The sequence below is a fragment of the Streptomyces sp. NPDC090021 genome, from assembly GCF_044748225.1.
Classification (GTDB): domain Bacteria; phylum Actinomycetota; class Actinomycetes; order Streptomycetales; family Streptomycetaceae; genus Streptomyces.
The window spans coordinates 24,159-43,837 of sequence record NZ_JBIVFO010000054.1 but is presented as its reverse complement, the minus strand read 5'-3'; the positions used below and the strand labels follow the sequence as shown (position 1 = coordinate 43,837).

The window sequence follows — 19,679 nt, the reverse complement described above, 5'->3', positions numbered from 1 at the left end:
GCCGGCGCCCCCGCCCCGGGGGGGGGGGGGGCCCCCCCGCCCGGGGGGGGGGGGGGGGGGGGGGGCGGGGGGCCCCCCCCCCCCCCCGCCCCGAGATCAGCTCTCGTCGTTGTCGACCCAGCTCATCAGCTTGCGCAGCTTCTTGCCGGTGGTCTCCAGCAGGTGCTCCGAGTCGGCCTTCTTGTACTCGTTGTACTTCGGCAGACCGGCCTTGTACTCGGCCATCCACTCCTCGGCGAACTTGCCGCTCTGGATCTCCTCCAGGACCTTCTTCATCTCGGCCTTGGTGGCGTCGGTGATGACGCGCGGGCCGGTGATGTAGTCGCCCCACTCGGCGGTCTCGGAGACCGACCAGCGCATCTTCTCCAGGCCGCCCTCGTACATGAGGTCGACGATGAGCTTCAGCTCGTGCAGGCACTCGAAGTAGGCGATCTCCGGCTGGTAGCCGGCCTCGGTCAGGGTCTCGAAACCGGCCTTGACCAGCGCGGACGCGCCACCGCAGAGGACGGCCTGCTCACCGAACAGGTCGGTCTCGGTCTCTTCGGTGAAGGTGGTCTTGATGACGCCGGCGCGGGTGCCGCCGATGCCGGCCGCGTAGGAGAGCGCCAGGTCGAAGGCCTTGCCGGTGGCGTCCTGCTCGACGGCAGCGATGCACGGAACGCCGCGGCCCTCCTCGTACTGGCGGCGGACCAGGTGGCCGGGGCCCTTCGGGGCGACCAGGGCGACGTCCACGTTGGTGGGGGGCTTGATGAAGCCGTAGCGGACGTTGAAGCCGTGGCCGAAGAAGAGCGCGTCGCCCTCCTTGAGGTGGTCCTTGATGGACTCCTCGTAGATCTCGGCCTGCAGCGGGTCCGGGGTGAGGATCATGATGACGTTCGCCCACTCGGCGGCCTCGGCCACGGGGACGACCTTCAGGCCCTGCTCCTCGGCCTTCGCCTTGGACTTCGAGCCCTCCTTCAGGCCGACGACGACGTCGACGCCGGAGTCACGCAGCGACAGCGCGTGGGCGTGGCCCTGGCTGCCGTAGCCGATGACCGCGACCTTGCGGCCCTGGATGATGGACAGGTCGGCGTCGTTCTCGTAGAACAGCTCGGCCACTGGGATATCTCCTTGGTGCGCTGGTGTTGCTCCCACCGTACGGCGGGGAACGGAATCTGAGTTTGTCGGTCTCGCTATGCGGGCCGAGCGCGTCTGCCGCGGCTCGGGCGGGCGTCGTGGCGCGGGCGCCGGGCCTCGGCCGCCGCGCCGGGACGGGTCAGGCGCTGCGGTCGAGTGCGCGCAGGCTGCGGTCCGTGATGGACCGTCCGCCACGCCCTATGGCGATCGTGCCGGACTGCACGAGTTCCTTGATGCCGAAGGGCTCCAGCATCTTGAGCATGGCGCCGAGCTTGTCGGAGCCGCCGGTCGCCTCGATGGTGACGGCCTCCGGGGAGACGTCGACCGTCTTGGCGCGGAACAGCTGGACGATCTCGACGATCTGCGAACGGGTCTCGTTGTCGGCGCGGACCTTCACCAGGACGAGTTCGCGCTCGATGGCATTGTGCGGCTCCAGCTCGACGATCTTGAGCACGTTGACCAGCTTGTTCAGCTGCTTGGTCACCTGCTCCAGCGGGAGATCCTCGACGTTGACGACGATGGTGATGCGGGAGATGTCGGGGTGCTCGGTGACGCCGACCGCGAGGGAGTCGATGTTGAACCCGCGGCGGGAGAACAGGGCGGCGATCCGGGCGAGGATGCCGGGCGTGTTCTCGACCAGGACGGAGAGCGTGTGCTTGGACATGTGAGGCGTTCTCTCTCTCGGCTCTCTCGGCTCAGTCGTCTTCGTTGTCGCCGAAGTCGGGACGGACGCCCCGGGCTGCCATGACCTCGTCGTTGGAGGTGCCGGCGGCGACCATCGGCCACACCATGGCGTCCTCGTGGACGATGAAGTCGATGACGACGGTACGGTCGTTGATGGCGTTGGCCTCGGCGATGACCTTGTCCAGGTCGGCCGGGTCCTCACAGCGCAGCGCCACGCAGCCCATGGCCTCGGACAGCTTGACGAAGTCCGGGACGCGCGTGCCCTTGCGGGGCGCGATGGACTCGCCGAGCTGGGAGCCGACCGTGTCGTGACCGGTCTCGTCGGCGTGCAGGACGGTGTTGGAGTACCGCTGGTTGTAGAACAGCGTCTGCCACTGGCGGACCATGCCCAGTGCGCCGTTGTTGATGATCGCGACCTTGATCGGGATGTTGTTCAGGGCGCAGGTGACCAGTTCCTGATTGGTCATCTGGAAGCAGCCGTCGCCGTCGATCGCCCAGACGGTGCGCTCGGGCATGCCGACCTTGGCACCCATCGCGGCCGGGACCGCGTAGCCCATGGTTCCGGCGCCGCCGGAGTTCAGCCAGGTGCGGGGCTCCTCGTACTTGACGAAGTGCGAGGCCCACATCTGGTGCTGGCCGACGCCGGCCGCGAAGACCGTGCCCTTCGGCGCGAGCGCGCCGATCCGCTCGATGACCTGCTGCGGCGAGAGGCTGCCGTCCTCGGGCAGGTCGTAGCCCAGCGGGTAGGTCTCGCGCCAGCGGTTGAGGTCGTTCCACCAGGCGGTGTAGTCGCCGGCGCTCCCCTCGGTGTGCTCGGCCTGGACCGCATGGATCAGGTCGGCGATGACCTCGCGGGCGTCACCGACGATCGGGACGTCGACGGCGCGGTTCTTGCCGATCTCGGCCGGGTCGATGTCCGCGTGGATGATCTTGGCGAAGGGGGCGAAGCTGTCCAGCTTGCCGGTGACGCGGTCGTCGAAGCGGGTGCCGAGCGCGATCAGCAGGTCCGACTTCTGCAGCGCGGTGACACCGGTGACGCTGCCGTGCATGCCGGGCATGCCGACGTGCAGCGGGTGGCTGTCGGGGAAGGAGCCCAGCGCCATCAGGGTGGTGCAGACCGGGACGCCGGTCAGCTCGGCGAGGACCTTCAGCTCCGCGGTGGCGCCGGACTTCATGACGCCGCCGCCGACGTACAGCACCGGGCGCTTGGCCTGGCAGATGAGCTTGGCGGCCTCGCGGATCTGCTTGGCGTGCGGCTTGGTGACCGGCCGGTAGCCGGGGAGGTCCTGGGAGGGCGGCCACGCGAAGGTGGTCTTCGCCTGCAGGGCGTCCTTGGCGATGTCGACGAGGACCGGGCCGGGACGGCCGGTGGCGGCGATGTGGAACGCCTCGGCGATCGTCTTCGGGATGTCCTCGGCCTTGGTGACCAGGAAGTTGTGCTTCGTGATCGGCATGGTGATGCCGACGATGTCCGCCTCCTGGAAGGCGTCGGTGCCGATCGCCTTGGAGGAGACCTGGCCGGTGATCGCGACGAGCGGGACGGAGTCCATGTGCGCGTCGGCGATCGGGGTGACCAGGTTGGTGGCGCCCGGGCCGGACGTGGCCATGCAGACGCCGACCTTGCCGGTGGCCTGGGCGTAGCCGGTGGCGGCGTGGCCCGCCCCCTGCTCGTGGCGGACCAGGATGTGACGGACCTTCTTGGAGTCCATCATCGGGTCGTACGCGGGGAGGATGGCGCCTCCCGGGATCCCGAAGACGGTGTCGCACCCCACCTCTTCGAGAGAGCGGATGAGGGACTGCGCACCCGTGACGTGCTCAACTGCGGCGGACTGCTGTCCGCCGGAACGGGGCCGCGGCTGCGGATGGTGGGCCCCGGTGGCCTGCTCGGTCATCGGCATTCTCTTCTCGAAGCTGAGGGTTTTACGCGGATTCGACTCTGTGCCAGTGCAACAAAAAACCCCTCGTGCCAGGAGGCAAGCGAGGGGAGCGCGTCGGGTGTGTTGAGCGGGGACATGCAGGTCCCAGCTTCAGCCGACGCGCTTTCCAAGTACGAGAATTCGGGTGCGCATGGCACTGACCCTCCCTCTGGCGGGAGGGTGATGTCAAGTAGGTGGGACGGGCGTCTCATTATGTGAGCCTCTGCGGATGACCATGGAGCCCCCGGAGGAGCCGCCCGCCAGTGCGGGCTGGGCCGCTCCGCCCGGTACTGGGAACGTACCGCGCACCAGCGCGCGCCGCAGCCTGTACTCGTCGAGGGGGCCGGAAAAGGCCATCCCCTGGCCGTGCGTGCACCCCATGGCACGCAGCGCGGCCACCTGCTCCGGCAGGTCCACACCATCGGCCACCGACCGCATGCCGAGGTCGTTTGCGATGCGCAAGAGGCCGGCTGTGATCTTGTGCAGGCGGGCCGACTCGACCACCCCTTCGACCAGGCCCCGGTCGAGCTTGAGCATGTCCACGGGGAGCCGGCGCAGGGCGCTGATGGCGGCGTAACCGCTACCGAAGCCGTCCAGGGCGATCCCCACCCCGAGCCGGTGCAGGGCGGCGAGGCGGCGTTCGAGGTCGTCGAAGGGGACCCTGGGGTCGGACACCGCGAGCTCCAGCACCAGGGCCCCGGAGGGCAGGCCGTGCCGGGTCAGGAGGGCCTCCACGGAGCCGAGCGGCATGGCGCTGTCCAGGAGCCGCTGGGCGGTCATCCGCACGGCCACCGGCACGTCGTGTCCGGCCCGGTGCCGGTCGGCGGCCTGCTCGACGGCCTCCTCCAGCAGCCAGCGCCCCAGCTCGGCGGCGCGCGAGGCGTCCGGGCCGGAGCCGGCCGCGCCGCTCGCCGCGCCCTCGCTGTACTCGGCCACCCGCAGGAACTCCGCCGGGGTGAAGAGGATCCCCTGGGCCGACCGCCACCGCGCCTGCGCGGCGACGGACGCGATCTCGCCGGTGGCCAGCGAGACCACGGGCTGGTGGAGCAGGGCGAACTCGCCCTCGTGCAGTGCGGTGCGCAGCCGGCCCGCGAGCTCGGCCTTGCGCACCACCTCGGCCTGCATCTGGGGGGCGTACACCTCGACCCGGTCCTTGCCTCCGGCCTTGGCCCGGTACATCGCGAGGTCCGCGTTGCGCATCAGGTCCGAAGGGGTGACTCCGGGGTCGGCGAAGGCCACGCCGATGCTGGCGGCCACCCGTACCTCGTTGCCTCCGATCCGGTACGGCTGGGAGAGCCTGGTGCGCAGCCGGTCGGCGATCTCGCGGGCCTGGTACTCACGGGCGCTGCGGTCGCGGCTGCCGTCGCCGAGGATCAGCGCGGCGAACTCGTCGCCGCCGAGCCGGGCGGCGGTGTCCCCGGCCCGGACCGAGTCCTGGAGCCTGCGGGCGGCCTCCACGAGCAGTTCGTCGCCGGCCTGGTGGCCGATGGTGTCGTTGACCGCTTTGAAGCCGTCGAGGTCGATGAAGAGGACGGCGGTGCTGTGGTCGCCGGCGCGGCGGCCCGTCAGCGCCTGGCGCACGCGCCGGGTGAAGAGGGCCCGGTTGGGCAGGTCGGTCAGGGGGTCGTGCTCGGCGCTGTGCTGGAGCTGTGCCTGGAGCCGGACGCGCTCGGTGACGTCCCGGCTGTTGAGGATGAGTCCGCCCTGGTGTCGGTTGACGGTGGACTCCACGTTCAGCCACTCGCCGCCGCCCGACTTGAAGCGGCATTCGATGCGGGTGGTGGGTTCCTCGGCGGGCGGTGCGGCGAGGAAGCGGCGTACCTCGTGGACCACCCTGCCGAGGTCGTCGGGGTGGATCAGGGTGGCCAGTTCGGTACCGACCAGTTCCTCGGCCTCGCGGCCGTAGACACCGGCGGCGGCCGGGCTGACGTAGCGCAGGGTCCCGGTGGGCGCGGCGATCATGATCACGTCGCTGGAGCCCTGGACGAGGGAGCGGAAGTGGTTCTCCTTCTGGGCCAGCTCCTGGGTCAGCGCGATGTTGTCGAGGAGCATGATGCCCTGCCGGATGACGAGGGCGAGCACGACCGTGCAGCCGGTGAAGACGACCATCCGGTCGACCTTCCGGCCGTCCACGACGTTGTAGAGGATGCCGAGGGTGCACACGGCGGCCGCGAGATAGGGCGTGAGGGCGGGCAGCGACCCGGTGATCGGGCGGCTGTGCGGGCGGTCCCTGCGCGGAGGGCCGGCCGGCGCCGGGCCCTGGTGGATGCGTCGGGCACCCCAGGGCGCGTATGCGAGCAGGAGCGAGCCGGCGAACCAGCCGGCGTCGAGGAGCTGTCCGGACTGGTACTCGGCGCTCAGCAGGGGCGAGGTGAACAGGGCGTCGCTGAGGACGGTCAGGGCCAGCGCCGCGATGGCGGTGTTCACGGCGGAGCGGTTGGTCTCGCTCCGACGGAAGTGCAGGACGAGGACCATCGAGACGAGCGCGATGTCCAGCAGGGGGTAGGCGAGGGACAGCGCGGCGCGCGGGACGCTGCCCGGGGCACCGGACTGCGCGGTGCGCGCGGCGTGGGCCAGGGCGAGGCTCCAGGACAGCGTGAGCAGGGAGCCGCCGATGAGCCAGGAGTCGAGTCCGAGGCAGACCCAGCCGGCGCGGGTGACCGGGCGCTTGGCGAGGACGAGCAGGCCCACGATGGCGGGCGGGGCGAAGCAGAGGAAGGCGAAGTCGGCGAGCGAGGGCTTCGGCACGTCCTGGCCGAGGACCACTTCGTACCAGCCCCAGACGGCGTTGCCGCAGGCGCCCATGAGGGAGGAGAACGCGAAGAGCAGCCAGGCGGGGCGTTCCCGGCTGTCGATCGTCCGTGAGTAGGTGTAGCAGGAGACGGCGGCCAGCAGTCCGGCCGCGCTGAGTCCGAAGTCGCCCATGATTTCGGCGACTTCCTCGGAACCCCAGTTGAGGGCGGCGCCGACGGCGTACCCGCCGCTGACGACCGCGAGGATCACCTGCATCGCGAGGCACCTGCCCCCACCCGACACGGACGGCCGGTCCAGGAGCGCCTGCGGGGTGCTCACCGGTCCCCCTCGCCGGCTGGTTCCGGCGCGGCCCAGTCCCGGCAGCGTCGCCTTCTGCGGCTGTGCCGCATCGGATCCTTCGTCCATTGGCCGTGCATCGCCCGTCGCCCCCCAAAGTGTCCGATCACTCCCCAGCGCCAGACGTTCCCGGCGCAGCCCCTTCTTCCGGACGATACACCACTTTCGTCACTCAGGGACATAGTTGCTCTACGCTCCGTCACCAGACGGGGAGTTGTGGCGACCGCTTGCATTCGGACGACTGCGGAGCGTACACGTCACGGGTGTCCTTCCGTGGCTGTCATTCGGTGATCAGCACGGTGTGCTCCACAGACTCTCCGGCGGCGAAGCGGGTGAGCTGACGCGCCAGCAGGCGCTTGGCCCGCGGTTCGAACGCCGAGCTGCTGCCGCCGACATGAGGCGTGATCAGGACGTTCGGGGCGTGCCAGAGCGGGTGGCCGGCGGGCAGCGGTTCCGGGTCGGTGACGTCGAGCGCCGCGCGCAGCCGGCCCGACTCCACCTCCGCCAGCAGGGACCCGGTGTCGACGACGGGGCCGCGCGAGACGTTCACGAGCAGGGCCCCGTCCTTCATCCGGGCGAGGAACCCGGCGCCCACGAGCCCCCGGGTGGCGTCGGTCAGGGGCGTCACGAGGATCACCACGTCGGCCTGCGGCAGGAGCCGGGGCAGGTCGGCGATGGCGTGCACCGGCCCCCGTGCGGTGGTCCGCGCCGAGCGGGCCACCCGTTCGATCCGTGCGCACTCGAACGGCACGAGCCGGTCCTCGACTGCCGAGCCGATGGATCCGTAGCCGATGATCAGAACTGACTTGTCGGCGAGGGCGTCGTAGAAGCCGGAGCGCCATTCCTCGCGGTCCTGCCCGCGGACCATGCCGGGGACGCCCCGCAGGGAGGCGAGGGTCAGCGCGAGGGCCAGCTCGGCGGTGCTGGCCGTGTGGACCCCTGCGGCGTTGCACAGCCGTACGCCGGGACGCAGGTCTCCGAGGCGGCCCAGCACGTCGTCGATGCCGGCCGTCAGGGTCTGGACGACCCGGACGGCCGGCATCGCGGCGAGCGGGCGCACGGTGACCTCGGCGGACTTCATGTAAGGGGCCACGTAGAAGACGCAGTCGGCCGGATCGGCCGGGAAGGCGTCCTCGCCGTCCCACTGGCGGTACCGGAAGGAGTCGGGGAGGCCGGCGACCTCTTCGGCGGCGAAGGGGAGCCAGACGTCCAGGGGCGTTGAAGTCATGATCACGAGGCTATGCCAAGCCGTCTTGATCAAGCCGTTAGTTTGGTTGCCGGAGCGGAGGGGGACGCAGGGGTGGAGCGCAGGTCGATCGGGGCGGGGGCGCTGAGCGTGGGCGCCGTCGGCCTCGGCTGTATGCCGATGAGCTGGGCGTACACGCCTTCGCGTCGACGGGGGCACGAGTCGCTGGCCGCCGTGCACGCGGCGCTGGACCTGGGGTCGAACCTGCTGGACACGGCCGATGTGTACGGGCCGTTCACCAACGAGCTGCTGCTGGGGCGGGTGCTGCGGGAGCGGCGGTCCGACGCGTTCGTGTCGGCCAAGGTCGGGCTGCGGGCGGGCGACCAGCACGTGGTGGCGGACGGGCGGCCCGGCTACCTGCGGCGGGCCTGCGACGCCTCGCTGCGGAGGCTGCGGACCGACGTCATAGACCTCTACCAGCTGCACCGGGTGGATCCGGAGGTCCCGGTGGAGGAGACCTGGGGGGCCATGGCGGAGCTGGTGGGCGCCGGGAAGGTGCGGGCGCTCGGCTTCTGCGCGCTGGGGGCCGGGGCCGGGCCGGGGGCGGGGCGGCGCGGTGACCGCGGGTACCGGACGACGCTGCGGCACCTGGAGCGGATGCAGCAGGTCTTCCCGGTGAGCGCGGTGCAGGCGGAGCTGTCGGTGTGGTCGCCGGACGCGGCGCGGCAGCTGCTGCCGTGGTGTGCGGCGCGCGGGGTGGGGTTCCTGGCGGCGATGCCGCTGGGCAGCGGGTTCCTGACCGGGACCCTCAGGCCGGGCGAGGGCTTCGAGCCGGAGGACGTCCGGGCCCGGCACCCGCGGTTCACTGCGGAGGCGATGGCCTCGAACCAGGTGCTGGTGGCGGGGCTGCGGCGGGTGGCGCTGCGGCACGGGCCCGAGGTCACCGTCGCGCAGGTGGCGCTGGCCTGGGTGCTGGCGCAGGGGCCGCAGGTGGTGCCGGTGCCCGGCGCGGACCGTGCGCACTGGGCGGTGGAGAACGCGCGGGCGGCGCGGCTGCGGCTCACGGCCGCGGAGCTGGCCGAGATCGCGGACCTTCCGGTCGACGTGGGAGCCTGGGACTGACCGCCCAAACCCACTCGATCGGGTGTACGAGCGGTGGAACTTCGGGAACTGCCCCGGCTGTTGAGACGGGTGAAGGGCAGGATCGGAGGACCGGAAGGGAGCAGGGCGATGCGATACGGAAGTTCTCCCGGGCAGGTGGGGTACGAGGGGGCGGGCGGACGGCGCCGGAGCGTGCTGGCGGCGGTCGCACTGGCCGGGTGCGGTGCGCTGCTCGTGACGGGGTGCTCCCCGGAGGGCGCCCCCGACGCCGGGCGGGGCGGTTCCCCACCGGGAGCGGCATCGGCGGCGGCGGGGTCACCGGGCCCCTCCGGGAGCGGCGGCGCCTCGCCGTCGGCGTCCGGGCCGCCCGCGAAGGGGGCGGTGACGGTCACCGGTGAGGTCGCCAAGGGGCTGGAGTCGCCCTGGGGCGTGGCCCCTCTGCCGGGGGGTGACCTGCTGGTCGCCTCCCGGGACGAGGGGACGATCAGCCGGGTCGCCGCGGGGTCGGGCACGGTGACGCGGATCGGCGAGGTGCCGGGCGTGGATCCGGGCGGCGAGGGCGGACTGCTGGGCCTCGCGCTGTCGCCGGACTTCGCCTCGGACCGTCTGGTGTACGTCTACTTCACGACTGCTTCCGACAACCGGATAGCGCGGCTGCGCTATGACGAGCAGAGACCTCCCGGGCAGCAACTGGGCGCGCCGGACACCGTGTTCCGGGGGATCCCCAAGGGGCTGATCCACAACGGCGGACGGATCGCCTTCGGCCCCGACGGGATGCTGTATGCGGGGACGGGTGAGACCGGCGTCACCGGTCTCGCGCAGGACCTGAAGTCGCTCGGCGGCAAGATCCTGCGGATGACTCCGGACGGGGATCCGGTGCACGGCAATCCGGAGGCGGATTCGGTCGTCTATTCCCACGGGCACCGCAATGTGCAGGGCCTCGCCTGGGACAAGGACAAACGGCTGTGGGCGGCCGAGTTCGGCCAGAACACCTGGGACGAGCTGAATCTGATCGAGCCCGGTGCGAACTACGGCTGGCCCGAGGCCGAGGGGAAGGCCGGCAGACCGGGCATGCGGGATCCGGTGGCGGTGTGGAAGACGGACGAGGCCTCGCCGAGCGGCATCGCCTGGGCGGAGGGGTCGATATGGATGGCCGGGCTGAGGGGCGCGCGGCTGTGGCGGATCCCGCTGTCCGGGACGGCGCCGGTGGCCGAGCCCGAGGCCTTCCTGACGGACAAGTACGGCCGGCTGCGGTCGGTGATCGCTCTCGGGGGTGAGCGGCTGCTGCTGGTCACGAGCGAAACGGACGGGCGCGGGTCGCCGGAGGCGGGCGACGACAGGATCCTGACACTGACGGTGCGGTGACGGTTCAGCTGCTCGGAGTAGGCATGGCGGCGGCGGGCGGCGACGGAGGCGGCCAGTACGGCGGGCAGCGCCTTGGCGGGGTCGTTCGCGTGGTACCAGTGGCTGGCCGGCCGGATGACCCGCTCCTGGGCGCGGATCAGGTGGGCGTCGGCCTCCACCGCCTCGGCGTAGCGGCGGTTGACGCGGGCGCGTTCGCCGGGCAGCAGGTCGTCGCCGACGGCCTCACGGACCAGCGAGTGCCGGAAGCGGTAGCCGTCGCCTTCGGGGGTGGCGAGGGCGGAACCGGTGCCGGTTCCGGTCGCGGCGTCGAGTTCGGCCTCGGCCCCGGCCTCGGTCGCGGCTTCCCGGGCGGTCTCGGTCTTCTCGAGGCCGACCGGGGTGGTGTCCGCCTCGGCGGCGTTCGGGGCGGGGGTCTTCGTGGTGTCCATGCGGGGCACCGTAGGGGCCGTGTCTGAGAGTTCTCCGAGAGTCCGGTGGTCGTGGCCGTATCGGGCCCCGCGGCCGGCGGGACCCGGTCGGCGTGCCTCAGGAGGAGCGGGTGGCGGCCCACTCGTGGGAGAGGATCGACCAGACCTCGGTGTCCTGGCGGACGCCCCGGTGGAGGTAGTTCTCCCGCATGACGCCTTCGCGGGTCATGCCGAGGCGTTCGGCGACGGCGAGGCTCTTCTTGTTGCCGGTGGCGGCGTGCCATTCGACGCGGTGCATGCCGCGCTCGCCGAAGGCGTAGTCGATCAGGACCCGGCAGGCCTTGGTGACCAGGCCGCGGCCGGCCGCGGCGGGCTCCAGCCAGCAGCCGATCTCGCAGTTCCCGCCGTCGGCGTCGAAGTTGGGGAAGAGGACGCCGCCCACGAGGGTGCCGTCGAGGCGGATGCCGAAGAAACGGGCGCCGTCCTCACCGGCCTTCACGGCGTACTTGGCCAGGAAGGCCCTGGCGGAGTCGACGTCCGGGGACCGGTCGGGGAAGCCGACGTACTGGCCGATGTACTCGCGGCCGCGTTCGATGTGCGCGAAGAACTCCTCCGCGTGCCGGGCCTCCAGCGGGAACAGCTGGGCGCCTTCGGCGAGGTCTATCGAGAACATGCGGCTTCTTCCTTGGGTCTCGTGCGGCGGTTCGCCGGATCACCGGGAGGCTGTGGCGGGCTCGGCCTCGTCCTCGCTCGTGGTGGGGACGGTGTCGGACCGCTGTGCCGGAAGTTTCGCATGCGGACGGCGCTCGGGTGGCTCGATGCTGATCCGGGGGAGCCGCCGGTCGAGCCAGGCCGGCAGCCACCAGTTGGCGCCGCCGAGCATGTGCATCAGGGCCGGGACGAGGAGGGTACGCAGCACGAAGGCGTCGAGGGCCACGGCCGCGGCGAGTGCGATGCCGAACATCGCGATGATCCGGTCGCCACTGAGCACGAAGGCGAGGAAGACGGAGATCATGATGACGGCGGCCGAGTTGATGACCCGGCTGGTCTCGGCGAGGCCGACGCGCACGGCGCGCCTGTTGTCGCCGGTCTCCCGCCACTCCTCGTACATCCGGCTGACGAGGAAGACCTGGTAGTCCATCGACAGTCCGAAGAGGACGGACACCATGATCACGGGCAGGAAGGGCTCGATGGGGCCGGCGCTGCCCAGGCCCAGCCGTTCGCTGCCCCAGCCCCACTGGAAGATCGCGACCACGACGCCGAAGGAGGAGGCGACGGCGGCGACGTTCATGGCCGCCGCCTTCAGCGGGATGCCGATGGAGCGGAAGGCCAGCAGCAGCAGGACGCAGCCGAGGGCGATGACCACGCCCACGAAGAGCGGCAGCTTCCCGATGATGACCTCGGCGAAGTCGTCGTACGCGGCTGTCACACCGCCGACGTGGACCTCCAGGGAGTTGCCCTGGCCGGCGCGCGGGATGACGTCCTGCCGGAGCGTGTCGACGAGGTCGCTCGTGGCCCGGGACTGGGGGGTGGAGTCCGGTACGACGGTCAGGACGGCCGTGTCGCCGCTGCGGTTGAGGACGGCGGGGCCGGTGGAGGCGACGCCCGGCGTCGTCCGGAGGGCCTGCTCCAGCCGCTCCACGGCGAGCCGGTCTCCGGCGCCGTCCAGGCGGGCGACGACGGCGAGCGGGCCGTTCGCGCCGGGCCCGAAGCCGTCGGCGAGCAGGTCGTAGGCCTGCCGGGTGGTGGAGCCGGCGGGGTTGTTGCCCTGGTCGGAGGTGCCCAGGTGGAGGGAGAGGGTGGGCAGGGCCAGCACCACCATGACGGCGGTGGCGACGGCGCCGAGCAGTTTGGGGTGGCGCTCGACGAAGGCGGACCAGCGGGCGGCGAAGCCGGAGGTCCGCTCGGGCTGCGGTCCCTCGGCGGCCAGCCTGCGGCGTTCGCGGCCGGAGAGGGCGCGCATCCCGATGCAGGACAGCAGGGCCGGCAGCAGGGTCACCGAGGCGGCGACGGTCAGGACGACGGTCACGCACGCGGCTATCGCGACGCCGTTGAGGAAGTTCAGCCGCAGCACCAGCATGCCGAGCAGCGCGATGCACACGGTGAGGCCCGCGAAGACGACGGCCCGGCCGGTGGTGGCGACGGCCCCGGCGGCGGCCTCCTCCACGGGGAGGCCGCGCATGAGGCCCTTGCGGTGCCGGGTCACGATGAACAGCGCGTAGTCGATGCCGACGCCGAGGCCGATGAGGGTGCCGAGCATGGGGGCGAAGTCGGCGACCGGCATCGCGTGCCCGAGCAGGGTGATGCCGAAATAGGCCGTGCCGACGCTGACGAGGGCGGTCGCGAGGGGCAGCAGGCTCGCGGCGAGGGAGCCGAAGGCGAGGAAGAGGACGAGGGCCGCGACGGCCACGCCTATGACCTCGGCGAGGTGCGCGGTGGGGGCCTCGGTGAGCTGGATGGCGCGGCCGCCCAGTTCGACCTGGAGTCCGCCGGCCTCGGTGGTGGGGTTCTTCGCGGTGTCGACGACGGCCCTGGCCTGGGCCTTGGGTACGGAGTCGGCCGGCTGGTCGAAGGTCACGACGGCGTAGGCGGTGCGCCCGTCGGGACTGATGCGCGCGGCGCTCTCGGGGCCGGGACCGTACGGTCCGGCGACTGATCCGACACCGGGCAGTGCGGCGACGGCGTCGAGGGCCCGGGTCATGCGCTGCTCGATGTCCGGGGTGCGGACGCTGTGATGGTCCGGGGCCCGCCACACGATGGTGTCGGTGTCGCCGCCCCGGCCGTGGAAGCCTTCGCGCAGGAGGTCGTTCGCCTTCCCGGACTCGGTGCCGGGGACCTCGTAGTTGTTGGAGAACGCCGCTCCGGCGGTCACTGCGGCCGCCGCGGTCCCGCCGAGGGCGAGCAGCCAGAGCAGGACGGCGAGGAGACGGTGGCGCATGCACCACCGTGCGAGGACTGCCAACGGACGTGCTCCCTGGTGGGTTCGGATCTTTACCGGGAGACAGCCCGTCGCAAAGAACGCGTGAACTCGTGAAGGCCCGGGGGGTCGCCCCGCGGTTCGGCCCAGATGGTCTGCAACCCCCACGATCTCAGCGTTTCGTGATCGTTGGCCCTTTTCGTGTGCATCATCACAGCAGGACCGCGAGGGGTGCGGGAACTCAGGTGCCGGCCGGGGTCCCGGTCCCGCCGGAGGCCGCCGGGAAGAGGGCGGCCGCCCGGTCCCCCGGCTCGTCGACCCGGTAGCCGGGGATCGAGGGCCAGCGGACGGTGAGGACGACCGCGTCCTCCTCCGCGTACCAGGAGTGGTCGACGCCGCGCCCCCAGAGCACGTAGTCGCCCTGCTCGGCGAGGACGACGGTCCGCCCGGGGAACTCCAGCCGGAAGCGTCCGCTGATCAGGACCAGCAGCGCGGTGCGCTGCTCCGCGGTCGCCCAGCGCTCGCGTTCCTCGCCCTTGGGGTGGACACCCCACTTGATCTCCACGTCCTCGCTGTGACGGGGATCGGCCGGGTCCTTGAAGTGGCCGAGGAGCCAGCCGCGGTCGGCGGCGGCGTCGGGGGCGGCCTTGCCGGTGTAGATGGTGAGGTCGTCGTTCACGCTGGTGAGGCTAATGCAGTTGTGCGGGCCCGCCGGACGCTGGTGAGCTCGGCGGATGACGATGGATCGTGATGAACTGCTGAAGGTGCGAGCCCGGTTCGATGCCGAGGTGCGTGAGGGTGCGCAGGCGGACGGCGGCGACGCCCTCCTGGAACGGGTGGGCCCGGTCGTCCGGCAGAGCGTGCCCGGTCCCGGCTGGAACGGCGTGCTCTGGTCGGACCTCGGCGCCGGGACGGCGGACGCGCAGATCGCCGCGCAGGTGGCCTTCTTCGCGGGGCGCGGCTGTGCGGACTTCGAGTGGAAGCTGTACGGGCACGACCGGCCGGCGGACCTCGGGGACCGGCTGCGGGCCGCGGGCTTCGTACCGGAGCCGCCCGAGACACTGATGGTGGGGCTGGTGGCCGAACTCGCGCAGCTGCCGGTGGAGCCGCCGGAGGGGATCACCCTGCGGGTGGTGACGGACGAGGCCGGGGTGGACCTGATGATGGAGGTCCACGCGAGGGCCTTCGGCACGGAGCGGCCCCGGATCCGGGAGGCGCTGCTGAGCAGGCTGCGCGAGGAACCGGAGACCATCGCGGCGGCGGTCGCGATGGCGGGTGACGTCCCGGTGAGCGCCGCGCGGATGGAGATGCGGCCGGGGGCGGCCTTCGCCGGCCTGTGGGGCGGCGGCACGGTCCCGCAGTGGCGGGGCAGGGGCATCTACCGCCTTCTCGTCGCTCACCGTGCGCGCCTGGCGGCAAAGCTCGGGATCCCCTACCTCCAGGTGGACGCCTCGGAGGACAGCCGTCCGGTCCTGGAGCGGCTGGGCTTCGGGGTGATGGGCGTGACGGTGCCGTACATCTGGACGCGGCCCGGCCCGGACTCGGACTGAGGGCGTGCGGGCTGAGGCCGTGCGGACTGAGGCCACGTGCGGGCTGAGGCCGTGCGGGCCGCTCCGCAGGGCCGGCTCCGCAGGGCCGGCCCGACGCGGGAGGGGGTTCCGCGGCCCCGGGGCCGACGGGCAGGATCGTGGACATGGAACGCATCAGCCCGCCTCTGACCGGGGGCGAACGCGAGACCCTCCGGGCCTACCTCGACTACCACCGGGCCACCCTCGCCCTGAAGTGCGAGGGCCTGACCGACGAGCAGCTGCGCCGTGCCTCGATGCCCCCGTCCACCCTGTCGCTGCTGGGGCTGGTCCGGCACATGGCCGAGGTGGAGCGGCACTGGTTGCGCCGTGTCGTCGGCGGCGAGCAGCTCCCGCACCTGTGGTCGGACAGCCATGACTTCCAGGCCGCCTACGACGCCTCCGGCTCCAGCCGCGCCGAGGCGTTCACAGCCTGGGAGGCGGAGGTGGCGCACGCCCGCCGCATCGAGGCGGCCGCCGCGTCCCTGGAGGTGACGGCGTACGTGCCGCGGTGGGAGGAGGAGGCCTCGCTGCGCCTGGTCATGCTCCACCTGATCCACGAGTACGCCCGCCACAACGGCCACGCCGACTTCCTGCGCGAGGCGATCGACGGGGCGACCGGGGCGTAGCCCCCGACCCCGGCCCCGACCCGGCCCCAACCCCGGCCCCGGCCCCGGCCGGACACCCCCTAAGCGGCGCGCCAGTATCCCAGGCCGTTGACCCGCTGCTTCGGCAGACCGAGGTCCTTGCGCAGATAGGCGGTCAGGGTGCGGGTGGTGGCCGTGTCGCAGGCGAGCCAGACGTACGCCGATCCCGGGTCGCCGAGCAGCTCCGGCAGCTCGGCCCGGACCCGGTCGGCGAGCGCCGTGCCGTCCCGCGGCACCCGGCGCATGTCGTGCCGCTCCGTGTCCAGGCGTACGGGCAGGTCCGTGTCGCAGGCGTGCTGGGTCTCGAACCAGATGGTCGCGGGCAGCCCGGGGAAGGCGTCCAGCAGCGAGTTGATCGCCGGGAGGGACGCGGGGTCGCCGATGACCAGCAGGCGTTCGGGGGACGGCGCCGGGGCGGAGAACCCGGTGCCCTGGACGGTGGCCTCGATGGTGTCGCCCGGCTTCGCGGCGCGGGCCCAGGCGCTGGCGACCCCGTCGTGCAGGGCGAACTCGAAGCAGAAGGTGCCCGTTTCGGGGTCCGGGTCCACCAGGGTGTAGGCCCGCTGGTGCGGCTTGTCCGCGTTCTGGAACCAGACCCGCACCCACATCGTCGGGTGCAGCGATGCGCCGGCGGCGGCCAGCAGTCCGCCGTCGGTGAAGTACACCCGGCGGTAGTGCTCCGTGACGTCTTCCGCCCCGGTCACCGTGAACGTGAAGTCCTTGCCCCGCAGGAGCTTGAGGACCACACCCTCCCAACCCTTGCCGACCGCCATGTCCGACCCCTCCCCTGACACCTTTATAGTTAGGCCAGCCTAACCTAATGCGTCATCGGGGAGAGTGTGAGCAGCGTGAGCAGCAGTGTGAGCAGCGAGAGCGACCCGGCGTCGGACGCGGGCGCCCGGGGTAGGCCCCACGGACAGACCCCGGAATCCTACGACGTCTTCCGCGACCCCTGGGGCATCCCCCACCTGCGTGCATCGGACGAACTCGCACTCGCCCACGCCCAGGGCCGGGTCACCGCTTTCGACCGCGCCTGGCAGCTGGAGGTCGAACGGCACCGCGCCGAGGGCTCCAGCGCCTCCTTCCTCGGCCCGGACTCCGTCACGTGGGACCGCTTCGCCCGCCAGAGCCGCCTCGCCGACACCGCCCGCCTCTGCTTCACGGCGATGGAGAGCGACGACCCCGCGACCGCCGCCTGGGTGCGCGCGTACGTGGACGGCGTCAACGAGGGCCTGGCCGCCGGCGCCGCCCGCGACGAACGCTTCGCCCGCACCGGCCTCGCCCCCTCGCCCTGGGAACCGTGGGTGCCGCAGGCGATCTGGATCGCCACCCACATCCTGTTCGCGGGCTTCCCGACCAAACTGTGGCGCGAGCGCGTCGCCCGCGCCCTGGGCGACGACGCGCTCACCCTCTTCGCCACCGACGGTCCCCGCATCGCCGGCAGCAACGGCTGGATGGTGCCCGGCGACCGCACCACCACCGGTGCGGCGATCATCGCCGGCGACCCGCACCGCTTCATCGAGGACCCGGGCGTCTACCAGCAGATCCGTCTGTCCTGCCCGGACTACGACGTCCTGGGACTCGCCGTCCCCGGCGTCCCCGGCCTCGCCCACTTCGGGCACACCGGCAGCGCCGCCTGGGCCATCACCAACGCCATGTCCGACTACCAGGACCTGTACGTCGAGCGGTTGCGCCGCGGTGACGGCGCCGTCGTGGAGGCCCTCGGCCCGGACGGGGTCTGGGAGCCCGTCGCACGCCACACGGAGACCATCGCCGTGGCGGGCGGCGACGACGTCGAGGTGGAGATCCTGGAGACCGCCCGCGGCCCGGTGGTCGTCCACGCGGACGGCGACCCCGGCGCGGAGGCGGACGCCGCCGACACCGCGGGCCGTGCCGACGGCAGCACCCAGACCCTCTCCCTGCGCTACCCGCCCCGCGTCCGGCGCGACCTCGGCTTCGCCGTCCTCCCCGCCCTGCTGCGCGCCCGGACCGTCGCCGACATCGACCGCGCCCTCGACGGCTGGGCCGAGCCGGTCAACGTCGTCCACGCCGCCGACACCGAGGGCGGCCTGCTGCACCGCGTCGCGGGCGCCGTTCCGCTGCGCCACCCCGCCAACCGGCTGCGCCCCGTGCCCGCCTGGGATCCGGAGCACGCCTGGCAGGGCTGGGCGCCGAACCCGGCCGAACCGGTGCAGGGCTTCGCCGTGATGGCGAACGCGCGCGGCATCGCCTCCCCGCTGGGCGTGGAGTTCGCGCCCCCGCACCGCGCCGACCGCATCCGCGAGCTGCTCAGCGGTTCCGCGGACTGGTCGCCGAAGGCGATGGCCGACGTGCACCGCGACACCTACCTGGCCTCGGCCGAGCCGCTCCTCGCGCTGCTGCCCGGCTTCGACGGGCTGACCCCGGCCGCGCAGGGACTGCGCACCCGGCTGCTGGCCTGGGACCGGCGCATGGAGGCCGACAGCACCGACGCCACCGTCTTCTCGGCCTTCCGGACCGCGACCGTACGCCGCTTCGCCGCCGATCCCGTCTTCGCGGACCTGGCGGGGGCGCCCGCCGGACCCGCGGTGTTCCACCCCTGGCTGTACCTCGTACCCAAGATCGGTTACGCGCTCGAAGGCCTGCTCGCCACGTCCCTGGTGCCGGAGCTGGACCGTGCGGGGCACGTCCGGGCCGCCCTGGAGGAGACCGCCGCGGCGGACTCCCCCGACACCCCGTGGTCGGAGGTCCACCGACTGGCCCCCTGGCAGGCGGTACCCGACCCGGACGCCCCCGAGTGGCCCGGCCTCGGCGGCGACCACGACTGCGTGAACGCCACTTCCTCCGTACCCGGCTTCACCGATGTCACCGCCCGTGCGTCGGCCGCCCGCTACGTCTGGGACCTGGCCCGCCGCGAGGACAGCCTCTGGGCGGTCCCGCTGGGCGCGGACGGCGTCACCGGCAGCCCCCACCACCGCGACCAGCTCGCCCTGTGGGCACGCTGCGAACTCGTTCCCGTCGTCACCGACTGGGCCCGGCTCACCGAGGGGTCCGTATGACCGCCGCGGCCGCCGCCCGGCAGCCCGTCCACACCCACTTCGTGGAGGGCCTCGGCACCGTCACCGTCACCCCGGTCGATCCGGCCGCCGACGCCGGTCTGATCCACGGCTGGGTCACGCAGGAGCGGGCCCGTTTCTGGGGCATGGGCGGGGCCGGCCGGGAACTGGTCCGGGAGATCTACGAGGACATCGACCGCCGCACCACCCACCACGCCTTCCTCGTGGCCCTGGAGGGCGAGCCGGCAGCGCTGTTCCAGACGTACGACTGCGCAGCGGACCGGGTCGGTGAGTGCTACGACGCCCGGCCGGGCGACGTCGGCGTGCACCTGCTGATCGGCCCGTGCGAGGGCGCCCCACGGCCCGGCTTCACCGGGGGCCTGCTCACGGCCTTCCTCGCCTTCGTGTTCTCCGACCCCGCCACCCGGCGCGTGGTCGCCGAGCCGGACGCACGCAACACCAAGGCCGTCGCACGACTGGAACGCACCGGTTTCGTGCTCGGACCCGAGGTGGTACTGCCGGAGATCGACCTGCCCGAGGTCCACCTCCCGGCCAAACCGGCCCGCCTCGTCTTCCTCGACGCACCCGCGCCGCCCGCGCCGCCCGCGGGAAGCCGCTGACCTGCGCCGCCCGTCGGCGGGGCGCCCGGC

General features: G+C 72.4%; 15 protein-coding genes and 1 pseudogene. 6 read left to right on the top strand and 10 right to left on the bottom strand.

The window, feature by feature from the left end; all coding sequences use genetic code 11:
* Positions 1-96: 96 nt before the first annotated feature.
* The 5 genes from ilvC to ACIPXC_RS31575 form a co-directional block, all read right to left on the bottom strand.
* Positions 97-1,098, bottom strand: a complete 1,002-nt coding sequence (ilvC, locus tag ACIPXC_RS31595; protein ID WP_030664757.1) for a ketol-acid reductoisomerase — start codon at positions 1,096-1,098, stop codon at positions 97-99.
* Between the two features lie 157 nt (positions 1,099-1,255).
* Positions 1,256-1,780 (bottom strand): acetolactate synthase small subunit, encoded by a 525-nt coding sequence (ilvN, locus tag ACIPXC_RS31590; protein WP_030027475.1) that lies wholly within the window; start codon positions 1,778-1,780, stop codon positions 1,256-1,258.
* A gap of 31 nt (positions 1,781-1,811) precedes the next feature.
* Positions 1,812-3,698, bottom strand: coding sequence for an acetolactate synthase large subunit (locus ACIPXC_RS31585; protein WP_401624895.1), 1,887 nt, complete (start codon positions 3,696-3,698; stop codon positions 1,812-1,814).
* Between the two features lie 204 nt (positions 3,699-3,902).
* On the bottom strand, positions 3,903-6,788 hold the full coding sequence (locus tag ACIPXC_RS31580) for a putative bifunctional diguanylate cyclase/phosphodiesterase (RefSeq protein ID WP_401624893.1): 2,886 nt from the start codon (positions 6,786-6,788) through the stop codon (positions 3,903-3,905).
* Positions 6,789-7,086: 298 nt separating this feature from the next.
* Positions 7,087-8,034: a 2-hydroxyacid dehydrogenase gene (locus tag ACIPXC_RS31575; RefSeq protein ID WP_401624890.1), complete on the bottom strand. Its 948-nt coding sequence runs from the start codon at positions 8,032-8,034 to the stop codon at positions 7,087-7,089.
* A 72-nt stretch (positions 8,035-8,106) separates the two neighbouring features.
* On the opposite strand from ACIPXC_RS31575, the gene ACIPXC_RS31570 reads away from it, so the two are divergent.
* Complete coding sequence (locus ACIPXC_RS31570) at positions 8,107-9,114, top strand: aldo/keto reductase (protein WP_401624887.1); 1,008 nt, start codon at positions 8,107-8,109, stop codon at positions 9,112-9,114.
* 108 nt (positions 9,115-9,222) lie between these two features.
* On the top strand, positions 9,223-10,458 hold the full coding sequence (locus tag ACIPXC_RS31565) for a PQQ-dependent sugar dehydrogenase (protein ID WP_401624884.1): 1,236 nt from the start codon (positions 9,223-9,225) through the stop codon (positions 10,456-10,458).
* 5 nt (positions 10,459-10,463) lie between these two features.
* Here ACIPXC_RS31565 and ACIPXC_RS31560 read toward each other — a convergent pair.
* From ACIPXC_RS31560 to ACIPXC_RS31545, 4 genes and pseudogenes are all read right to left on the bottom strand, one after another.
* Positions 10,464-10,733: pseudogene (locus tag ACIPXC_RS31560) on the bottom strand (hypothetical protein); the annotation flags it as partial.
* Positions 10,734-10,983: 250 nt separating this feature from the next.
* Positions 10,984-11,538, bottom strand: coding sequence for a GNAT family N-acetyltransferase (locus ACIPXC_RS31555; RefSeq protein ID WP_401624882.1), 555 nt, complete (start codon positions 11,536-11,538; stop codon positions 10,984-10,986).
* Between the two features lie 39 nt (positions 11,539-11,577).
* On the bottom strand, positions 11,578-13,827 hold the full coding sequence (locus ACIPXC_RS31550) for an MMPL family transporter (RefSeq protein ID WP_401624879.1): 2,250 nt from the start codon (positions 13,825-13,827) through the stop codon (positions 11,578-11,580).
* A 196-nt stretch (positions 13,828-14,023) separates the two neighbouring features.
* On the bottom strand, positions 14,024-14,461 hold the full coding sequence (locus ACIPXC_RS31545; protein WP_401624876.1) for a signal peptidase I: 438 nt from the start codon (positions 14,459-14,461) through the stop codon (positions 14,024-14,026).
* A gap of 61 nt (positions 14,462-14,522) precedes the next feature.
* Here ACIPXC_RS31545 and ACIPXC_RS31540 point away from each other — a divergent pair, with 61 nt between their 5' ends.
* Positions 14,523-15,332 carry a GNAT family N-acetyltransferase gene (locus tag ACIPXC_RS31540; RefSeq protein ID WP_401624899.1) on the top strand — a complete coding sequence of 270 codons (810 nt, stop codon included), beginning with the start codon at positions 14,523-14,525 and terminating at the stop codon, positions 15,330-15,332.
* A gap of 143 nt (positions 15,333-15,475) precedes the next feature.
* A complete protein-coding gene (locus ACIPXC_RS31535) occupies positions 15,476-15,976 on the top strand; it encodes a DinB family protein (RefSeq protein ID WP_401624873.1) in 501 nt (166 codons plus the stop codon).
* Positions 15,977-16,035: 59 nt separating this feature from the next.
* Here the strand turns inward: ACIPXC_RS31535 and ACIPXC_RS31530 are convergent, their stop codons facing one another.
* On the bottom strand, positions 16,036-16,767 hold the full coding sequence (locus ACIPXC_RS31530; RefSeq protein ID WP_401624870.1) for a siderophore-interacting protein: 732 nt from the start codon (positions 16,765-16,767) through the stop codon (positions 16,036-16,038).
* 75 nt (positions 16,768-16,842) lie between these two features.
* Here ACIPXC_RS31530 and ACIPXC_RS31525 point away from each other — a divergent pair, with 75 nt between their 5' ends.
* Together ACIPXC_RS31525 and ACIPXC_RS31520 are read left to right on the top strand one after the other, a co-directional pair.
* Entirely contained in the window at positions 16,843-19,032 is a 2,190-nt protein-coding gene (locus ACIPXC_RS31525) for a penicillin acylase family protein (RefSeq protein WP_401624868.1), read from the top strand.
* Entirely contained in the window at positions 19,029-19,649 is a 621-nt protein-coding gene (locus tag ACIPXC_RS31520; RefSeq protein WP_401624865.1) for a GNAT family N-acetyltransferase, read from the top strand. The genes ACIPXC_RS31525 and ACIPXC_RS31520 overlap by 4 nt, the downstream gene beginning before the upstream one ends.
* The last annotated feature ends 30 nt before the right edge of the window (positions 19,650-19,679 follow it).